This window comes from Rufibacter roseolus (assembly GCF_017916365.1).
Lineage (GTDB): Bacteria > Bacteroidota > Bacteroidia > Cytophagales > Hymenobacteraceae > Nibribacter > Nibribacter roseolus.
On the sequence record NZ_JAFMSU010000001.1, the window covers coordinates 123,374 to 142,701 of the forward strand.

A 19,328-nucleotide genomic window follows, 5' to 3' on the forward strand; every position below is an offset into this window, starting at 1 on the left:
ATGCAAGACCAGTTAACCAACGTTCTTCGGCAGAAGCAGCACTCCACTTTTCACGTGGCACCAGGTGTCATGGGCATGGAGATTGTGTTTGTGAACCTGTACTACATTGAGAACCCAGACAAGTCCTGGGTATTGATAGATGCCGGTCTATACGGCTCTGCCGATAGGATCAGAAAGGCCGCTGAGGACAAGTTTGGCAAAGGCAACCCGCCCAAAGCCATTCTGCTCACGCACGGCCACTTTGACCACGTAGGCGCCCTGCAAACCCTGGCCGACATCTGGCAGGTGCCCGTGTACGCGCATCCGCTGGAGCTGCCTTACCTTACCGGTTTGTCCAGCTACCCTCCGCCAGACTCCAGCGTGGGCGGCGGCGGCATGGCTTACCTGTCTTTCATGTATCCTAAAAAGCCCATCACCTTCAGGGGCCGGCTGGAACTGCTTCCCTCAGACGGATCAGTACCGTTTCTGCCCGAGTGGAAGTGGCTGGAAACGCCGGGCCACTCGCCGGGGCACGTTTCCTTCTTCAGGGAGCATGACCGGTTGCTTATTGCCGGCGATGCCTTTGTGACCAGGAAACCAGAATCTGCATTGGCGGTGCTTACCCAGAAACAGGAAGTCTGCGGACCTCCGGCGTATTTCACGCCAGACTGGGTTTCGGCCCGCGCCTCGGTAAGGAAACTCCATGACCTGCGGCCGGAGATTGCGGCCACCGGCCACGGCCTGCCTATGCAAGGCCAGGAACTGAAGCAAGGCCTGGATGAGCTGTCGCGGTTGTTTGACCAATTGGCCATTCCGTCTAAAGGACGCTATGTACCCGAGCCTGCCATCACAGACCGCAACGGCGTGGTTCAGCTCCCGCCAAACGTGAGCAATACCGTGCCTAAGGTCCTGGCTACCGCCGGATTAGTAGCCCTGGCAGGTCTGGCCACTTACGCCCTCACCAAACGGCGTAAAAGCAACCGAACCTATGCCCGTGTGAAAAGAACCTGGCCAGGCTATGCCAGCAACCCTTATAACCGGTCATCGTCTGAACCGCACGTGCAGGAACATGCTTCCTTCACCCATGACCAGGATGACAACATCACCAACAATTACCCGTAAAGAGAGCCAAAGGGTTTAAATGCATAAGAGGGCACGCCGTTTAAAGCGTGCCCTCTTTTTTTGTGCCCCATTGGCTAATGCCTATAAGGTGAAAACCCGTTTTGGAGCCGATTTAGAAAAACCAGCTCCAAAACGGGATTACAATCCTACTACAAGCCGATGGCTTTCCGTTTCAAGGCAGTGAATTCCTCTTGGGTGATGGTCCCCTGCTCTAGCATTGCGCGCAGCCTTTCAATGGTGGCAATGTCTTCCTGAACAGGTCTGCTTTCCATTCCAGCGCTTGAGCCCATGGAGCCTATACTGGAGGTAGAATGCAAGCCGGTTCCTGACCCCATCCCAGAAGTGGAATGCATACCAGACCCTGAACCTAAGCCAGAGTCTGCGTGCATGCCTGGGTTAGTGTTGAAGTTGGGGTTTGTGTTGAAGTTAGACGTAGAAGTATGGAGGTGGCTTTGGTCCTGCGGCATGGTTTGGGACCGCTGGTGCCGATTTCCATAGAACCTATCCTCATTGAACTGGTCTCGGCCGTAGAAGTCTGCATTAGGAGATGCCTGGGCCGTAGTCTGCTGCGCGTAGGTGTCATTAGGGCTGGTTACCGCGTGCATAACCCGGTACTCGTACTCAGAGTCCACGGCTCCGCCCCGGTAAAAAGGGAAACGGGCCAGGGAGTTCCTATCCAGGCTAATGAACACCTGATCGCCGTCATCGTCTAACTGCGCCGCCCCAATAGGGATAAGGATATGCCGCGGGTCTGTGTCCACGAGCACGTGCTCCTTGTCTACGTCTATGTCAAGGTACCGCACTTTCATGAGCTCGCGGTCTACAATGAGGTCATCTACCTTGCCTATGCGTTTGCCGTCTGAGCCAATCACTTCCCAGCCGCGCACGTCCAGGTTATGGTTGGCCACTTTGAAATCTCTCAAATCGTGTAAGGGGGCCAGCCGTGCCAGTCCCTCGTTTGCATGGTTTGCCATTGGTTTCTTGTTTTTAGGGTTATTTGATCAATAAGACAGAAAACCAGGGACCAAGGACATGATCATCCCAGAGGTAGGGGCGCCTGTGGTTTCAGGGTTTCCGCCCTGCGCCTCAAAGAAGTATTTGTATAAAAGATAGCCTACCACCAGCAGTATAAGCAGGACTATAATCCAGGCCCAGCTGGAGCGTTTTTTGGGTTCAATGTTTATTTCAGCCATAGTTTTATTTTGTTTAGATCAATACGGCAATACCGTTTAATTGCGTACGAAGCTTTTTTACAGAGGTTTATCCTCAGCCAAACACAAACAAAACAATGGAGAGTAGCAACCGGGCGTCAACATCGGCGAAGCCAACCGCAGGCCGTGGCGCGGCACCTGGTTTAAACAACCAGGTTTCTGGAGAAAATCAGGGATATGAATTTTCTTTTACCCGCAGGCAAGTAGTCACTTAATCTCTGGGCTGAAGATGCCGCCTATCAACCTTTTGCCAGGCTATTGCTCAAAAAAGAAGCCTGCCGCTTCGGGCCTGTTTTAGGGAAAACAGGCCCGAAGCGGCAGGCTTTAGAGATCTGATAAAACTTAGGTTGCGGAGCTTTTATTTATCCTGCCCCGGTATCTGCGGAAACTGGATAAACTCGCCCTCCGGGCTGAAGAGCATGCTCATGGGCTCCTGGGGATCGCGCAGGATATCAGCTTGGGAGATGCCCCAACGGGTCCACATGGTGGCCAGTAATTTGGCGTAGGAACTGTTCTGCCAGGGGTTGAAGATCACGTTGGTGACATCGTCAATGAGTGTGTCCATGACCAGGTGATCGTCCTGGGGTTTTACGGGCCGGAGCAGGTAATCTGGGATCACATTGAGCAGATACCCCGCATAGAAAACGCGGGCGCTGAACTCGGCGGCCTGGATGGGCTGCAACTGCCGCAGCTCAATCTCTTGCCACACGCGCCGCATGGCGTCTTTGATCATGCCGTTGTCCAGGAGACAGGCCACAATAAGGATATTGTCCAGGCGCAGGCTGAACATCATGGTAGACAGTTCATCGCGGAACTCAAACCGGGTAGGCTCAGAGCTGGCGTCCACGTCTATCACAAACAACGAGCCCGGGATAAAATCTGGGAATTCCATGGGCACCCGCAGGGATTGCAGCACCCTGAAGAAAGCCTGGAACTTCATGAGCATCTTGGGCTGCTCGCTTACGGCGTGCTCTGGCTGCACCAGCGGGTTCTGCTCTTTGATGAGTTCGGTGATGAGGGTGCCGTAGAACATCTTGCCCATCCATTGGTAGAGCAGTTTATCGTCCAAGGCCTGCATGCCGGCTATGCCCTGGGAGAGCGCCTGTTGCACCTTGTCTTCCAGCGGCTGCAGGTGATTTGTCTGGCAGTTCTGGCAGCAGGGAATCTTCAGGTCCTGGTAAGTGACCACGCTTTGGTCCAGCAGCCGGAGCGGCTCATGGGCAAAACCGTACTCCTCCATGAGCCAGGCCGGAAAAACCGATGTCTGCTCGTCTGCAGTCACATTGGAGCCGCACAGAAAACAGATGTGGTTCCCGAAACGCATTCCTTCAAACGGATCAAAAATGGACAGGTGCTGCTGCATAGGGGTAAGAGACGTGTAATGAGTCTGCAAAGATACACACAAGACCGGCTTGGCCCGCACTCCTGCGCTGGTGGCATCCGTTAAACCATGCCGCCTAAAACCCGGCATGGTACTTGTAAACCCTTTTTTGAATATATTTATAACACTATGAAAACCACCCTTGCTTTCGCTCTGGCCTTTGTGGCCTCGTTCCTCTCCTTTTCTTCCCAGGCCCAGCAGACCCAGTTGCCTCCTTTGGTAAGCACCTCGGGGTTGGGAGAAGTGAAAGTGCAGCCCGACCAGGTTGTCTTTATGACCGGCGTGGAGATACGGGAGAAAACCCTGGAAGACGCTCGCCGCGTGGCCGACCAACGCACAGCCGCCCTGCTGAGTTACCTGAAGAAGAACGGAGTAGAAGACAAGCACGTGCAAACCGCCTACCTTTCCCTACAGCCAGTGTACACCGGCGAGTTTGGCCAGACCACGCCCCAGTTCTACCTGGCTACGCGTTCTATCTCCATCACGCTCAACAAGCCAGATAAGTTTGACGAACTCATGGCCGGCTTGTACAAAGCGGGCGCCAACCGGGTAGACGGCATCAACTACCAGAGCTCCCAGTTGAAGAAGCATCAGGAAGAAGCCCGCAAAAGAGCCGTGCAGGATGCCAAACAGAAAGCAGTGGCGCTGGCCTCGGAGTTGGGAGCCAAAGTTGGAAGACCTTACCAGATAAACGAAGCCGTCAACAACCTACCCATAGGTCCGGCCATGTATAAAACCGCCATGCGGGAGCAAGCCATGGATGCAGGCGGCACTACCTTGGCCTTGGGAGAGATCATCATCACCTCTACTGTGCAGGTGAGCTTCTTGCTGGAATAGCAGCTTCTTTATTCTGCTTGCGTATGGGCGGCAGATACTAGAGACCACGTGCGGGAGCAAGGGAAAGATGGCAAGGCTGGTCATTCTTCCTTTTGCTCCCGCACTATTTTTGCCTTTGCCGAAGTTATGTAAGCAGATGTTCGCATTTTTGGGGTGTTTTTCACGAAACTGCCTAAAAGCGGCAACGCGAGCCTACGGTTACCCGTCAAGGAACTAACCTGTTTTTTGGGTACATTTACAAGATTATGAAGGAACCTGCATTTACTCTGGAGGGGAAGCCTGTTCATGTGGTGCAAACCGATGACGCATTACAGGAGGCTGTGACCCATTTAAGTCAGCAGCCAGAGCTAGCCTTAGACCTGGAATTTGACCAACATCACTATACCTACGGCTTCACGCTGTGCCTGATTCAGATCTCTGACGGCCACACGTGTTTTGTAATTGATCCTTTCCCGTTATCTGACCTGCAGCCGCTCTGGAACGTGCTGGAGGACCCGGCTATCGTAAAAATATTCCACCACGCCAACAACGACCTCATGCTGCTGAGCATGCTGGGCTGCCAGGTACGCACCTTGGTAGACACGGCAGTGGCAGCCAAAATCCTGAACTACGCCAAAGCTGCCCTGGGCACCCTGCTGGAAGAAGAACTGGGCCTGCGCCTGGACAAATCCCAACAAATGAGCAACTGGAACCAGCGACCACTCTCCAGACGGCAACTGGAATACGCCGCCCAGGATGTGCTGTACCTGCACGCGCTTAAAAACGCCATGGTAGCCAAGGTGAAGGAACTGGGCCGCATGGCCTGGCTGGAAGAGGAAGACCAACTGCTGGAGTCCATCACCTATGTGGAACTGGAAGATCCCCACCTCAAGATCAAATTCCCGCAGCGGCTTACCTTGCTGCAGCAGTTCATCCTGAAGCCCATCTATGACTTCCGGGACCAGCTGGCCAAGAAGTGGAACCTGCCGGCGGGGCAGATCATCAACACCAATGCGCTCATGGCACTCCTCAGCAACCCTGAGCAGAGCATCAATGAGTGGCTTTACCATACCAAGGGCATTAACGGCCGCCTGCAGCAGGAACGTTATGAGGAGCAGCTGCAACGCATTGTGAACGGGGCTCTAAGGGAAGCGGAAAAACGACGCATCCCTAACCGGTTACCGCCTAATCCATTCCCGCCAAGGCTCAAAACGCCAGAGACGGAAGCCAGAAGAGAGTTGCTCTGCACCGTGCAGCGCGGCCTGATTGAACGGTACGGCGCCCACGCCACGCCCATGCTCCTGGACCAAAGCATTATCACCAACTACAGCCAGACCGGCGAACTGGTGATTCCAAAGAAATACGCGAGAGAGATAGTACATGCTACAGCCCAGGAGATGCAGGTGAACCTGTAACCGGGCCATTGGTTTGTACAGAAACAAAGAAGGATTATGCCTAAGAAAAGCCTTGAATTTGGTTTATACAACTGGTTCCCGGGGTATGGCTACACCCACATTCACCCGGCAAACCGGCGGGAGTTTGAGTTGCTGGAGCCCCACAACAAAGTATTTGAGAAGATTGGTGAGATAAACGGCTGGCTGCTGCTCCGTTACTCAGATGAGGAGTTCAAGGTGCGCCCAGACCTGTTTACCAGCATATCCTGGCTGCCGTTCACCTTTGGCGAATGGGTGAGGCCCGCAGACCAACCCTCTGGCCCCGTAGCCGAGATCACGGATATTTACTGGAGCGTCTCTGACGATGCCCCCTTCTTTGCTCTCAAATATGGCAAGCAGAAACTAGAAGGTGTGTACCGGCAGGAGCAATTGCGACCGGCATAAAAAAGGCCTTCCTCTTTACAGGAAAGCCTTTTTTATGAACGGTTTCTTTTATGGTTAGCTACGCTTACAGCGCATCCTTGATTTTATTGATGATTCCGCCGTCTGGGGAGCCGGTCATTTGTTCTACCTGCGCATGCGCGATAGGCACCGGCGGCGCGAGGACTGGCTCATCGGCTAACGGCTCACCGGGAACCATCGTAAACTGCCCTTTGCCATCCAGTGACGGACCGTTAGACCACCTGCCAGAAGCAGAATCATCTTTGTAGATGTTGGTGGTCACAAAGGCATAATTGAAGCCTTTCACTTCTTCGCTTTGCGGGAAACTGTTAGGAATTGGGTGCGCATTGGTTAACCCACCCAGTTCTTCAATCACCGCCAGCCATTGGTTCTGGTGCATGGTGTCGCGGGCAATGAGGAAGGAGAGCATGTCTTTCATTCCCGGATCATCGGTGGCTTCCCACAGACGCGTTGCCAGTACCCGGCCGGTAGACTCTGCCATTACGTTGGCGTACATATCGGCGGCCAGGTTATTGCTGCTCACGATCCAGGAACCGTTGAATGGCACGCCGTTCGCATCAGTGGCCATGGCGCCTAAACCCGCAGAAAGGAAATGACGCGGGTCCATGCCGCCCATTACCTGCTCCACCACAGGATTATTGCCAACAATCTCATCTTTGAGGGAGGCAGAGGCCCCTTCCAGGTTCAAGGCTACGGCGGTAGCCAACATCTCAATATGGCCTATTTCCTCGGTTCCGGTTTCCAGTAGCATGTGCTTGTACTTCACTGGTCCGCGGGAATTCCAGGCCTGGAACAGATATTGTAAACACACGCGCATTTCTCCCTCAATTCCGCCAATGGCCTGCTGCAGCATTCTGGCAAACTGGGGGTTTGGTTTGTCAACTCTTACTTTGTACTGGAGTTTTCGATCATGGTAGAACATGGGCTTGTTTTATTTTTTAGTGAATTAAACAAAAGCATACCCACTTCCTAAACGATCATATTCATATTTAGGACAATCAAAAAATCCTTAAATAAATTAATTAAACCCAATATAAAGATATAGATGTATTAAGTTTAAAAGTTTAATAATCAGTCTATTACGAAATTTTACAAACATTTTTAGCGAGAATAAAGGAGAAAATTTTTCGGCAAAATTCAGTATAAATACTGTTACAAACCGGCTGTACTTACTCTCAGGAATTTCAGTAAAATAAATATATAACTAAGATTAACTTATCATAATATTCCTTGAGAACTGCAGTCTATTTCAGGATTCAATTTAAAAAAACGAGCCTTAAACGCTTTTATGAAAAATTTAGAATAAACAAAGGAATATAGATAAGTCATAAATAGAATAGTTATAAAAATTGAAGCAGAGAAACCTCTCTGCTTCCTTTGGGCAAACAAACCGTTTCATGTAATTAACCAGGAGTACTTCAATCTTAACTGAGTATTTACCGTATATACAACCCAACGAAACCAATAAACCAAAACTATGAAAAAAGCATCTAAGGTACTGGCAATGGCCATGATGGCGCTTGCCTTTGGGTTTACCTCATGTGAATCTAAAACTGCCCAGAACGTGGAAAACACCGCAGAATCGGCTGCTGAAGAAGTATCTGCCGAAACAGATTCTGCGCTTACCCCTACAGACACTATTTCGGTAAGAGATGAACCGGTAAAAGACGGCGTTGCCGATAAGGTGGAAAACCAATAGAAATACTTCTATATATATTTGCAATAAATCCGTTGATCAGATGCATAAGCTCTGGTCAACGGATTTATTTTATAATCAGCATCATGCAAAATTATTCAATTTTTTTTTGGCATAATGATATAACTAATCAGGAGAAAGCTATATTTGTATCCCCGTTTCTCAGATCACATAAAACGCCCCTGAATTGTGGATTTAGACTGCCAAAAATCGCCTTATACTAATATATTCGTAGACACCAGTTTACGGGCTGTACATATTGAGTGTGAAGAACTTGTCCCCAGCGATACCTTTCGGCGCAGTCTGCTTTATGTGATTGAATTGATCAAGAAAAACAATCTGCTAGCCTGCATCTATGACATCCGGCAGCTTAAAAGTATCCCGCCCCAGGACCAAGATTGGTTTATTGATGAGGTGTTGCCTCTGCTCCTGAATACCCCCATCCGTAAAGTGGCTGTTCTGGAAGCCACCAACGGAACCGGCCTCCTGGACCTGAACCAGTTGGTTTACTCAAAATACCTTTCTATTCCGTTTGAGCTGCAGTATTTTGAAGACGTGGCTTCCGCCCTGGAATGGATTTCCAAAACAACTCCCTTGGATAACAATCCGTTGGTTTCTTCCCGCCAGCGCCTGGCCTCTGCCCTGTAGGCAACAATTATCTTACCTTAAAAACAACCTCAGATGCTGCTGGCCTGGGCCGGATAGGCGTAGTCATGCAGGTAGCTGTACTTCTCACACAAATGGCCATCTTTCGCGATGGTGGCATTCTTCAAAACGCCGTCTTTATCCCCGTTAAACAGATGAGGCAACACCTTGTCAATGATCTGGCGCCCGAAATCCCGAGAGGCATTGCGAGGCAACTCACAGGGCAAATTATCCACGGCCATAATGGTGATGTTCTTCTCTGAGGAATAAGCTTCTTCCAGTTCACCCGTCATTGGGTTATAGTCAAAGGCCGGATCGGCGATGGTAGACACGCGCTTGGTGCACGGGATGGACCCGCAGACATCGCAGGTGATATCAGCGATGGTGTTGATCCTGAAATCTGGGCGCTGCATATCTTCCTGGGTGAACAGCACAGGCGCCGCGGGGTTCCAGTAGGCGCAAGGCATGAGCAGATCCGTCACTCGGGAGAACTTATGGAAAGTGGACTGGTACAGGTGCGGGTTCTGGTAAAAATCTTTGGAGTCCCAGACTTCCACATCGGGGCGCACGTGGTAGTCTGAGGAACGCAGCTGTACAAACACCGGCTCAGAGAACTCTTTGTACAGGTAGTCAAACACGCTTACTTGTTTCAGGCCCATGCGGGTCAGCACTTCCATGGCACCGTGGGTCACGCGGCCGTTCCCGGTAATGGCAATCTTAATGCTGGGCAGGGTTTTCACCTTGAAGAACTCCTCCAGCATGTCTTCCATGTCTGTGCACTGGTGGGCAGGCTTGAGGTGGTAGAGGTTCCATTTGCGCCCGTAGGTGAGCAGCCCGTTGTAAGCGCCCACAATTCCGGCCCATCGACCGAAGGCCACTTCCCGTTCGCCCTGGGCGTTGGTGATAGTCTCGTAGTCAATCATGGTGATCTTCTTCTCCAGAATGGCCTGCAGCAGTTTCTGGTTATGTACCTGTTTCTTGATGGTGTGCGAAAAGAAGAAGTACGTCTTATTAGGGATGAGCTGGTCAACGGGCACCTCCTTCACCCCAAACAAGACATCGCAGGAGCTCAGGTCTTCTTTGAGGGGAATGCCCAGGTCAGTGTACTCCTCGTCTGAGAAACAGCGGATGGGGCTGGGCTGCACCACCAACTGCACCTGCGGGAAGCTATGCAGCACTTCCTGGCATTTTTTGGGCGTAAGGGGCACCCGCTTGTCTACCGGTACTTTTCCTTCGCGCAGGATTCCAATCTTTAGCTTTTTCATAGAGGATGGCCCAAAGGACCTGATGAACGTTCTGGGGCTGTTTTCCAAAAAACAAGGCAAAAACCATAACTCCCTCTCAGCCTGTAGCGCAATTTAAGGGCTCTGGCTGTAATTGTGAATTATAACCTGTACTTTTGTTAAATCATTTGCACCAAACGTTTGTTACAGGACAAAAGAAACTTATCTACCTAAATTCCAGCGATAAATGATCTTTAAAACCAAGCCTGCCGATATCTTCAAGGAGCGCCACAACGGCCCTGTAAAAGAGCAGATGCAGGATATGCTGCAGACCATTGGGGCAGCATCTCTAGACCAACTCATTGATGAGACTGTTCCGCCGGCTATTCGCCTGAAAAACCCGCTGAACTTACCTGCTGCACTCACTGAGCGTGACTTCCTCCGGAAGTTCGCTAAGATTGCGAAGCAGAACAAGCTGTACAAATCCTACATCGGGCTTGGGTACCATGACACCATCCTGCCGCCGGTGATCCAGCGTAACATCCTGGAGAACCCAGGCTGGTACACCGCTTATACCCCTTACCAGGCCGAGATTGCCCAGGGACGTTTAGAGGCGTTGATCAACTACCAGACCCTCATCATTGACCTGACCGGAATGGCCATCGCCAACGCATCTTTGCTGGATGAGGCTACTGCCGCCGCTGAAGCCATGAACCTGCAGCACTCTTTGCGCAAAGGCGCCCGCAAAAACGCCAGCCGTTACTTTGTGTCTAACCAGGTATTGCCGCAGACCATTGACGTGTTGCTTTCCCGCGCCACGCCGTTGGGCATTGAATTGGTGATAGGTGACCACCGCGAAGCCAACTTACAAGATGAAACCCTGTTCGGGGCTTTGGTCCAATACCCTGCCGCCGACGGTGAGGTATTCGATTACACTGATTTCATTTCGCAGGGCCACGAAGTTGGTTTACCGGTAGCCGTTGCCGCTGACCTGCTGAGCTTGACGCTGTTGAAGTCCCCAGGCGAGATGGGCGCTGACGTAGTGGTTGGTTCTTCGCAGCGTTTCGGGGTTCCGATGGGCTACGGCGGACCACACGCTGGTTTCTTCGCCACCAAAGACGAATACAAGCGCAATATCCCAGGCCGTATCATCGGGATTTCTCAGGATGCGTTCGGTCAGAAAGCCTACCGCATGGCCCTGCAGACCCGCGAGCAGCACATCCGCCGCGAGAAAGCGACTTCCAACATCTGTACCGCGCAGGTATTGCTGGCGGTAATGGCCGGTATGTACGCCGTCTACCACGGACCGCGCCGTTTGAAATACATCGGTCTGAACATCCACAGCCTGACCCAGATTCTGGAGAAAGGCCTGGAGCGTCTGGGCTTCGAGCAACTGAACGAGAATTACTTTGACACCCTGCAACTGCGGGTGGAGAGCGCTGAACTACAGCAAGCCATCCGTCAGGAGGCCGAGGCGGCGCAGATCAACTTCCGTTATTTCGGGGACAACAACATCGGGATTTCTCTGAACCAGAACACTGACCTGGACGAGGTGAAGGATATTCTGGCCGTTTTTGCGAAAGTAGCCGGAAAACCCGATGCTACGCTGGAGCTGGATGCCGTTCCGGAGGAAACTGAGATCACTTGGCCAGAAGCCCTGATCCGGACCTCTCCGTACCTGCAAGCCGAAGTCTTCAACAAGTACCACTCCGAGAGCGAAATCCTGCGCTACATGAAGTACCTGGAGAACAAAGATTTCTCGCTGGCGCACGGCATGATTCCGCTGGGTTCCTGCACCATGAAACTGAACGCCACCGCCGAGATGATTCCGGTGACCTGGCCAGAGATCGGGCAGATGCACCCGTTTGCCCCCGCTGACCAAGCCCAAGGCTACGCGCAGATCTTCAAAGACCTGGAAGCCTGGTTATGCGAGATCACTGGTTTTGCGGCTATGAGCTTACAACCGAACTCCGGTGCCCAGGGCGAGTACGCCGGCCTGATGGTGATCAGAGCCTACCACGAAGCCCGTGGAGATCATCACCGCAACATCTCCTTAATCCCGTCCTCAGCGCACGGCACCAACCCTGCCTCTGCGGTAATGGCCGGCATGAAAGTGGTGATTGTGAAATGCGATGAGCGCGGAAACATTGACGTAGCCGACCTGAGAGCGAAGGCCGAGGAACATAAAGACGACCTGTCCTGCCTCATGGTGACCTACCCGTCTACCCACGGCGTGTACGAGGAAAGTATCATTGAGATCTGCGAGATCATCCACCAGAACGGCGGCCGTGTGTACATGGACGGCGCCAACATGAACGCCCAGGTAGGCTTGACCTCTCCGGCGAACATCGGGGCGGACGTTTGTCACCTGAACCTGCACAAGACCTTCTGTATCCCGCACGGTGGTGGTGGACCAGGCGTTGGCCCGATTGGCGTAGTAGCCGACCTGGCTCCTTTCCTGCCAGGCCACGCGGTGGTAGACCTGCAGCGTCCTGAGGCGATCAACGCTGTTTCTGCGGCACCTTGGGGTAGCGCCAGCATCCTGCCTATCTCTTACGCCTACATCAACATGATGGGCGGCGAGGGCTTGACTGAGGCGACCAAAATGGCCATCCTGAACGCGAACTATATCAAAGCGCGTCTGGAAGAGCATTACCCAGTGTTGTACGTTGGTTCCAACGGCCGTTGCGCCCACGAGATGATCTTAGACTGTCGCTCGTTCAAAAAGGCCGGTGTGGAAGTAGAAGACATCGCGAAGCGTCTGATGGACTATGGTTTCCACGCGCCTACCGTATCGTTCCCGGTAGCGGGTACTTTGATGGTGGAGCCTACCGAGAGCGAGAGCAAAGAAGAGCTGGACCGTTTCTGCGATGCCATGATCTCCATCCGGGCAGAAATCACCGAGATTGAGGAAGGACAGGCTGATCAGAAAAACAACCTGCTCAAAAACGCTCCGCACCCGGCGCACGTGGCCCTGTCAGAAGACTGGAGCTTCCCGTACAGCCGTGAGCGTGCCGTTTACCCGGTTCCTTACACCCGTACCGCTAAGTTCTGGCCAACAGTGAGCCGTATTGATAGCGCCTACGGTGACCGTAACCTGGTGTGCAGTTGCGCTCCTATTGAGGCCTACAACGAGCAAGGCCAGGAAATGAAAGCCGTGTAAGTTTTAGATATTTCTCTTTTTGAAAACGCCTGTGGAGCCTTCCGCAGGCGTTTTCTGTTTTAGAGCCGTTTTTCTTAAAACAGGCCCTAAATGGCACCTCAGACAAGGAGAAATATTTTCTTCCAGAATAAACCGATTGGTATAATGCAGGCATAGTTTTTGCGTTATGATTGCACAAAAGGAACATCCCTAGAAACCATCCTTTCCGCCCTGATGTTATCCATTTGAAGCGGAAAGACCATTTAGACGATGTTTTTTCTGATTCTTTCACTACACTAAAACTGTACAATTCAATGAAACCATTCAATAAGATAGCGAAGTTGATCACAGGGGTAATGATGGGACTGTTGGTACTGGGTTTCACCGGTTGCGCCACCACGTACAACGTTGCCACTGACTTTGACAAAGGCACCAATTTCCAGGCCTACAAAACCTGGCGCTGGTACCAGGACCGTCCGGTAGCCAAGGATTCTACCAACCGCCGTTACACCACGTTTTTAGATAAACGCGTGAAAAACGCTGTGGAGGCCGAGATGCAGCGCCGCGGTTTTACCAAAGCCGCTGGCAAAGAGACCCCGGATATGTTGCTGGCCTATGATTTCACCATCGAGAACCAGCAGCGCCTGAACCCTAACTTTGTAAGTGTGCCATCCATCGGGTACGGGTACTGGTACGGTTACCGCTATGCCTACACCTACAACCGCCTGTACAACACCACCACCTTGCAGGATTATCAGTCAGGCACCTTGATCCTGGACGTGGTAGATGCTAAATCCAATGAGCTGATCTGGCGCGGAAGCAGCGAAACCGCCGCCTCTGAAAGATCCCTCACCGATGAGAAAGTGCAGCAGATCGTTTCCAGCATTCTGGCCAAGTTCCCTCCGCAAGCCGATGAGAGAGCCACTGCCCGCCGGTAATCGGTTGCTTCATTCAAATACAAAACAGAAGAGCCACCCAATGGGGTGGCTCTTCTGTTTTAAGGCTGTTTTTAGAAAAACGAGGCCAAAACGTTACTTGATCTTGAACTCCGTACGGCGGTTGAGTTGGTGCTGGTCCTCGGTACATTCCACGCCATCGGCGCAGCCGTTGATCAGGACGGTTTCGCCGTAACCTTTCCAGGTGAGTCGGTTCCTCGCGATGCCCTGGCTCACCAGGTATTCCACCGCCGACTGGGCGCGGCGCTCAGATAAGACCTGGTTGTAGCCGTGGCCTTCGCGGCTATCGGTGTGGGAGCCTAGCTCAATCTTAATGCTGGGGTTGTCTTTGAGCATGCGCACCAGTTTGTCCAGTTCCTTGGCGGCATCGGGGCGGATGTTCCACTTGTCCAGGTCATAGTAGATGTTCTCCATGGCAATCACCTGGTTCTTCTGGCTCTTGTCGAAGATAAGCGTCACGCGGGTGGTATCGGCTAGCTTCACCGTGTCAATGGCCACCAATGCTGACTGCGTCAGGTACCCGAATTTATCGCCTACCAGGTCATAAGTAGTTCCTTTCTGCACCCCAAACTTGTATTCGCCGTTGCGGTCTGAGAAAGCCACCACAGAATCGTTGGTTTCCTTCGGAGTCAGTTTCAGGCGGACATCGGCCAGGGGCTGGGTGATGGCGCGCTTGCCTTTTACTGGTACTCTCTCTAAAGTAGTCACAAACAGAACGGCGTTGCTCAACAGTTTGAACGAGTAGATGTCATCGGTGCCGTTTCCGCTGTCGCGGTTAGAGGACAGATAGCCTACTTGGGCGTTGTTCGCCCCGCGCATGAACACCATCCCGAAATCATCTTTAGGGGAGTTCACAGGTGCGTGCAGGTTTTCCGGTTTGCTCCAGGTGGCGCGGCTGCCTTTCACCTTGAAAACATCCAGACCACCGAAGCCGGGGTGCGTGTCTGAGGAGAAGTACAGGTTGCCGTTCTGGTCGAAGCCCGGGAACATCTCTTTGCCCACGGTATTCACCATGTTGCCGGCGTTCATCGGCTGACCCCAGGTGCCGTCGGCCTGCAGTTCTGAGTAGTAGATATCGGTCTCGCCGTAGCCGCCGGGTTTGTCAGAGACAAAGTACAGCACCTGCCCATCGGGCGAGATGGCCGGGTGGCCCACGCTGTATTCCTCCACCTTATTATGGGCGAAAGGAGTCACCTGCGTCCAATTGCCTCCGTCGCGGCGGGCCGAGAAGATCTCCAGGCGGTTCACGTAATCGCTGGAAAGCGGTTTCTTCACCCAGCTGGTAGGGTCTACGTTCACGTCTTTCTGCTTCTTTTCCACCATGTGGGTGCGGGTGAAATACATGGTCGTGTTGCCGCTATCCAGCACCGCCGGGCCGTCATGGTACACCGAGTTCAGCGTGTTACTCGCGATGGCGGGCATTTGCCAGGTGCTGTCTGCGTTGCGCTGGGCATAGAACATCTGCAGGTACGGGCGGCCGGTCCAGCCGTAGGTGCCGGCGTCTACGTCTTTGTCGCTGCTCACGTTGCCGCCGCGGTCTGAGGTAAACAGGATACCCTGATCATACACCGTCGGGCTGAAGTCGGCGTTGCCGGAGTTGAGCTGGGTCTCGTTCACCACAATGGCGGAGGCAGGCTCTTCCAACAGCTTCAACGCAGCGTCTGAGGCCTGGGCCTTCGCGTTGGCTCTTGCGGCCTCGGCGGGCACCTTGCGGGCGTAATCCTGGTACTGGGTCTTCGCCTCGAAATACTTCCCGTTGCTCCGCAGAGCCTCGGCATAGTAATAGGTGTTGATCGGGTCTGCCTCGGGCATGGCCACTACTTTGGCGTACCATTCCTCCGCCTCCTTCGTGCGTCCTGTTAGGCGGTAGGCATCTGCCAGGCGCTGGGCACCTTTTAGATCAGGTTCCTTTTTGGAAAACACCTCCTGGTACTCTTCAATGGCCAGGGAATAATCGAAGTTCTCGTACAGCCGATCGGCTTTGCGCGTAGTTTGGCAGCCGCTTAGGGCCAGGCTACCGGCAAGGAAAGAAAGTAAAAGTGATTTGTATAGATTGTGCATAGAAGCGTCTGATTAAAATTAGAAATACCGGGGGGTTACCATCTTGGTCGCTTCCTTTCTCAGGAAACTGTAGCCAACAGATATTTCGTGGGTGCTCAAATCATTCAGGCTGCCGTGCAGCGTGAAGTCATGCGCGTAACCCAGGCGCAGGCGCTTGGTTACGTACAGATCGGCCATGGCCACCACCGCATCCTTGGAGGAAAGCCCCTTCGCCTCGAAGTCATTCTTGAAGATGTTCATGGCCGTGCGGTAACTGGCGCCCAGCCAGATGCGTTCCCCGAACAGGAAGAAGGCGTTGAAGTCCACGTTCGTAGGCCCATCAAAGTTCTCCTTCAGCATGATGCTGGGCTTCACCTTGATGTTGTGGCTGATGTCGGCCACGTAGCCTACGTTGAAGAAGTAATGGCGCTCCGGGTCATAGTTGATGTCTTTGTCAATGCCCAGCAAATCGGTCACGGAAACGCCGGCGTAGAACCGCTCCGTGTGGAAGAAAATCCCCGCTTTGAGGCTGGGGCTCCAGGTGGTTTCCTTTTGGGCGTTGATCACCGCCGGGTCTTCCTGGTCGTTCCCGGTGATCAGCTTAGAGCCATCTACCGCGAAGTGGGACACCCCGGCCGCCAACCCGAAGGAGAGGATACCGGTTTCACTCACCGGCAACTTCACGGCGGCGTCTACCTCAATGTTCTTGCGGTTCTGGGCGAAGATCTCATCACGGGTCGCGTGGAAACCCAGGCCCAGGTGCTTGTTCTTGGTAAGCCCGTCAATGCTGAAGGTCTGCGTGTTGGGTGCTCCCTGCAAGCCTACCCACTGCTGGCGGTGGAAGGCATTGAGGGTAAGCGTTTCCTTGCTGCCGGCATAGGCCGGATTGATCACCAGTTGGTTGAAGATGTACTGGGAGAACTGTGACCGGTGCTGTGCCCAGCTGCTACTTGCAGCCAGCACAGTGATCAGTATGATAAAGATTCTTTTCATTTCTAAGGGAAATTAATGTTTGAACTACCTGGGCTTAGCGCACTACCTGTACCGGTCCTCTGAATACCTGGTCTTTGCCGTCACAACCGCGCACGCGCAGCACGTAGAAGTAAGTGGCTTCTTCCAGGCCGGTGGCTCGCCAATCGTTCTTGTAGCTCTTGGTTTTGTAGATTTCGTTGCCCCAACGGTTGTAGACGGTGAGGTCATTGTCAGGGAAGTTCAGCAGATTCCGGATCACGAAGGTGTCGTTGATGCCGTCGCCGTTCGGGCTGAACACCGTTGGGATCACGATCTCGGTGCCCGCATCGGCGGCTCTCACCTCTACTGAGGCTTCGTTGCTGGCGCAGGTTGAACCGGTGGTGCTGGCGCTTACCTTGAGGGTACCTACCGCATTGGCAGCAGCGGCTTTCAACGTCACGGTAGTGCCAGAAGTAGTCGTGCTGTTATCGGCGAACGTGAAGCCGGCCGGGGCGGTCCAGGTGTAAGTGACACCCGCTACTGGGTTAGAGATGGCGTAGGTCAGGCCCGTACACGGTCCGCTGTTGTCCAGGATGATCGGAGTTGCCGGTGGCGTGCTTGGGGTCACGTCTGGGGTAGAAGCCGTAGCCGTACCGCAGGTGTTAGAAGCCACTACCGTTACTTTCCCTGGGCCAGTACCTGCCTTCACCTGGATTTGCGTTCCGGTGGCAGACCCTATTCTTTCCCAACCTGTTCCAGACACGCTCCAGGTATAAGTCACGCCCGCCACTGGCTGGCTGATGCTGTATTGGTAGGTCGCCCCAGCGCACAAAGCAGTTCCCGGACCAGTGATGACCGGCGTAGTCGGCGCGGTTCTTACCACAAGTTCAATTGGGAAGGCTTGGCTGTTCTGGCAATTGCCCGTGGTCACAGCTACCACCGTAATCGGATAAGTACCCGGTGCCGTGGTGGCGCTTGCTCTCACCGTGAAGGAAGTCAGCGACTGCGCTTCAATGGTGATACCGCTGTTAGCCGGCGCCACAATGGCAAGGCTTGTCACACCCGCCGAGACGTTACTAACGGTAAAAGTAGTGGTACCGCCCACGCACACTTCCTGCGGACCTACTACGTTAGGCCTTGCCGGACGCACGCAGGTAGTGGCCTCATCGGTGCCTCCGTTGTTTTCTATAACCGCTACGTTGGTAATTTCTCCCAACATCAACGTCTTTGCAGTGATCGTCAAGGTGGCAACTGAGTTCGCTGGCAAGGTGCCGATGGTCCAGATGCCGGTGGTTCCGTTGTAGGTTCCCTTGTCCGCTACCGCTGGTGGCACCAGGGCCAGGCCCTCAGGTAATTTGTCTTCCACGATTACATTAGTAGCATCCGCGGCTCCTGAGTTTGTGACTCTGATAGTATAGATGACATTATCGCCTAAGGTCACGGTGGTGGCGTTTACTGCCTTGGTGATGCTGAGGTTCGCGCTTCCAGGGGTTGTGCCGCCGCCGCCAGTTCCTCCATCGCCATCATCTCCGTCGTCTCCATCATCGCCGCCGTTGTTAGTGGTGAGCGGCTCCGGCAAGGAAATGTTATTGTTGTTGAGGGTTACGGCTCCGTTCGTAGACAGTACCCGTCCCACCAAGGTGGAGCTAAGGCTTAGGGTGGCGTTATTCTGCACCACAAAGTTTCCACTCAAGGCAGAAGGTGTGGTTAGCATCCCTCCGGTGCCGATGGTCACATTCCCGGTCACCCGGAAGAAGATATTGTTAGGGTTGGCATTGAAGACATTGATGGCTGAGCCTGGATCAATGACCAGGTCACCGTTCACCTGGATGATGAACACCGAATTGGGGTTTCCCTGTCCGTCAAACTTCAGGCGGCCGCTGATGCGGGCATTGCCATCAAATTTATACACGCCCCGGGTAAGCAAAGTACCGCGTACGCCGGCCTCTCCGGGCGTAAAGCCCTCTCCCAGGGTTTGGCCCGTCAGGTTACGGGTGGGAGTGAATTGCCCCAGTTCATTGTAGACCCGCACCACATCGGTTTTGGCAGTGGCTGCGGCAGCGTTGCCCCGTTGCGTATCGCCGAGCACTTTGCCTGTGGGGAAGCCCACCACGACAGCCCCGGGCGAAGTGCCTAGATCGCCGTAGATAATACTGCTCCCGGTGCTGGTAACCGCACTACTCCCTAACACTGCATACTCGCGGGCCGCTCCCAGAGAAGGAGCCGTTAGGGTTTGAGCACTAGAAGAGGAAAGAACAACGTAAAACGCTGCCAAAAAGAGTAAAAGTTTCTTCATATGAAGTGGTAAAC

General features: G+C 53.3%; 16 protein-coding genes. 8 read left to right on the plus strand and 8 right to left on the minus strand.

Annotated features, from left to right (window positions below):
- Nucleotides 1-1,101, plus strand: coding sequence for an MBL fold metallo-hydrolase (locus tag J3P35_RS00525; protein WP_246849886.1), 1,101 nt, complete (start codon nt 1-3; stop codon nt 1,099-1,101).
- 149 nt (nt 1,102-1,250) lie between these two features.
- Here the strand turns inward: J3P35_RS00525 and J3P35_RS00530 are convergent, their stop codons facing one another.
- The 3 genes from J3P35_RS00530 to J3P35_RS00540 form a co-directional block, all read right to left on the minus strand.
- The gene (locus J3P35_RS00530; protein WP_210462064.1) at nt 1,251-2,075 is read right to left on the minus strand and encodes a PRC-barrel domain-containing protein; all 825 of its coding nucleotides are present in this window, start codon (nt 2,073-2,075) and stop codon (nt 1,251-1,253) included.
- A 27-nt stretch (nt 2,076-2,102) separates the two neighbouring features.
- On the minus strand, nt 2,103-2,294 hold the full coding sequence (locus J3P35_RS00535; RefSeq protein ID WP_210462065.1) for a hypothetical protein: 192 nt from the start codon (nt 2,292-2,294) through the stop codon (nt 2,103-2,105).
- 376 nt (nt 2,295-2,670) lie between these two features.
- Nucleotides 2,671-3,675, minus strand: coding sequence for a hypothetical protein (locus J3P35_RS00540; protein WP_210462066.1), 1,005 nt, complete (start codon nt 3,673-3,675; stop codon nt 2,671-2,673).
- Nucleotides 3,676-3,822: 147 nt separating this feature from the next.
- Between J3P35_RS00540 and J3P35_RS00545 the strand changes: the two genes are divergently transcribed.
- The 3 genes from J3P35_RS00545 (at nt 3,823) to J3P35_RS00555 (ending at nt 6,347) form a co-directional block, all read left to right on the plus strand.
- Nucleotides 3,823-4,530 carry an SIMPL domain-containing protein gene (locus tag J3P35_RS00545; protein WP_210462068.1) on the plus strand — a complete coding sequence of 236 codons (708 nt, stop codon included), beginning with the start codon at nt 3,823-3,825 and terminating at the stop codon, nt 4,528-4,530.
- Between the two features lie 245 nt (nt 4,531-4,775).
- A complete protein-coding gene (locus J3P35_RS00550) occupies nt 4,776-5,924 on the plus strand; it encodes a ribonuclease D (RefSeq protein WP_210462070.1) in 1,149 nt (382 codons plus the stop codon).
- A 36-nt stretch (nt 5,925-5,960) separates the two neighbouring features.
- A complete protein-coding gene (locus J3P35_RS00555) occupies nt 5,961-6,347 on the plus strand; it encodes a DUF6960 family protein (protein ID WP_210462072.1) in 387 nt (128 codons plus the stop codon).
- Nucleotides 6,348-6,411: 64 nt separating this feature from the next.
- Here J3P35_RS00555 and J3P35_RS00560 read toward each other — a convergent pair whose 3' ends face one another.
- Complete coding sequence (locus J3P35_RS00560; RefSeq protein WP_210462074.1) at nt 6,412-7,287, minus strand: manganese catalase family protein; 876 nt, start codon at nt 7,285-7,287, stop codon at nt 6,412-6,414.
- A 555-nt stretch (nt 7,288-7,842) separates the two neighbouring features.
- Between J3P35_RS00560 and J3P35_RS00565 the strand changes: the two genes are divergently transcribed.
- The gene (locus tag J3P35_RS00565; protein ID WP_210462076.1) at nt 7,843-8,064 is read left to right on the plus strand and encodes a hypothetical protein; all 222 of its coding nucleotides are present in this window, start codon (nt 7,843-7,845) and stop codon (nt 8,062-8,064) included.
- A gap of 309 nt (nt 8,065-8,373) precedes the next feature.
- Nucleotides 8,374-8,709, plus strand: coding sequence for a hypothetical protein (locus tag J3P35_RS00570; protein ID WP_210462078.1), 336 nt, complete (start codon nt 8,374-8,376; stop codon nt 8,707-8,709).
- 29 nt (nt 8,710-8,738) lie between these two features.
- On the opposite strand, the gene J3P35_RS00575 is transcribed toward J3P35_RS00570, so the two are convergent.
- A complete protein-coding gene (locus J3P35_RS00575; RefSeq protein ID WP_210462080.1) occupies nt 8,739-9,971 on the minus strand; it encodes an NAD(P)-dependent oxidoreductase in 1,233 nt (410 codons plus the stop codon).
- Nucleotides 9,972-10,176: 205 nt separating this feature from the next.
- Here J3P35_RS00575 and gcvP point away from each other — a divergent pair, with 205 nt between their 5' ends.
- Together gcvP and J3P35_RS00585 are read left to right on the plus strand one after the other, a co-directional pair.
- The gene (gcvP, locus tag J3P35_RS00580) at nt 10,177-13,092 is read left to right on the plus strand and encodes an aminomethyl-transferring glycine dehydrogenase (RefSeq protein WP_210462082.1); all 2,916 of its coding nucleotides are present in this window, start codon (nt 10,177-10,179) and stop codon (nt 13,090-13,092) included.
- 293 nt (nt 13,093-13,385) lie between these two features.
- Nucleotides 13,386-14,009, plus strand: a complete 624-nt coding sequence (locus tag J3P35_RS00585) for a DUF4136 domain-containing protein (protein ID WP_210462084.1) — start codon at nt 13,386-13,388, stop codon at nt 14,007-14,009.
- A 93-nt stretch (nt 14,010-14,102) separates the two neighbouring features.
- Here the strand turns inward: J3P35_RS00585 and J3P35_RS00590 are convergent, their stop codons facing one another.
- From J3P35_RS00590 to J3P35_RS00600, 3 genes are read right to left on the minus strand one after another with little or no spacing between them, the layout of a single operon-like run.
- Nucleotides 14,103-16,088, minus strand: a complete 1,986-nt coding sequence (locus J3P35_RS00590; RefSeq protein WP_210462086.1) for an OmpA family protein — start codon at nt 16,086-16,088, stop codon at nt 14,103-14,105.
- An 18-nt stretch (nt 16,089-16,106) separates the two neighbouring features.
- The gene (locus J3P35_RS00595; protein ID WP_210462088.1) at nt 16,107-17,060 is read right to left on the minus strand and encodes a PorP/SprF family type IX secretion system membrane protein; all 954 of its coding nucleotides are present in this window, start codon (nt 17,058-17,060) and stop codon (nt 16,107-16,109) included.
- 34 nt (nt 17,061-17,094) lie between these two features.
- Nucleotides 17,095-19,314, minus strand: a complete 2,220-nt coding sequence (locus J3P35_RS00600) for an ice-binding family protein (protein WP_210462090.1) — start codon at nt 19,312-19,314, stop codon at nt 17,095-17,097.
- Nucleotides 19,315-19,328 lie beyond the last annotated feature (14 nt).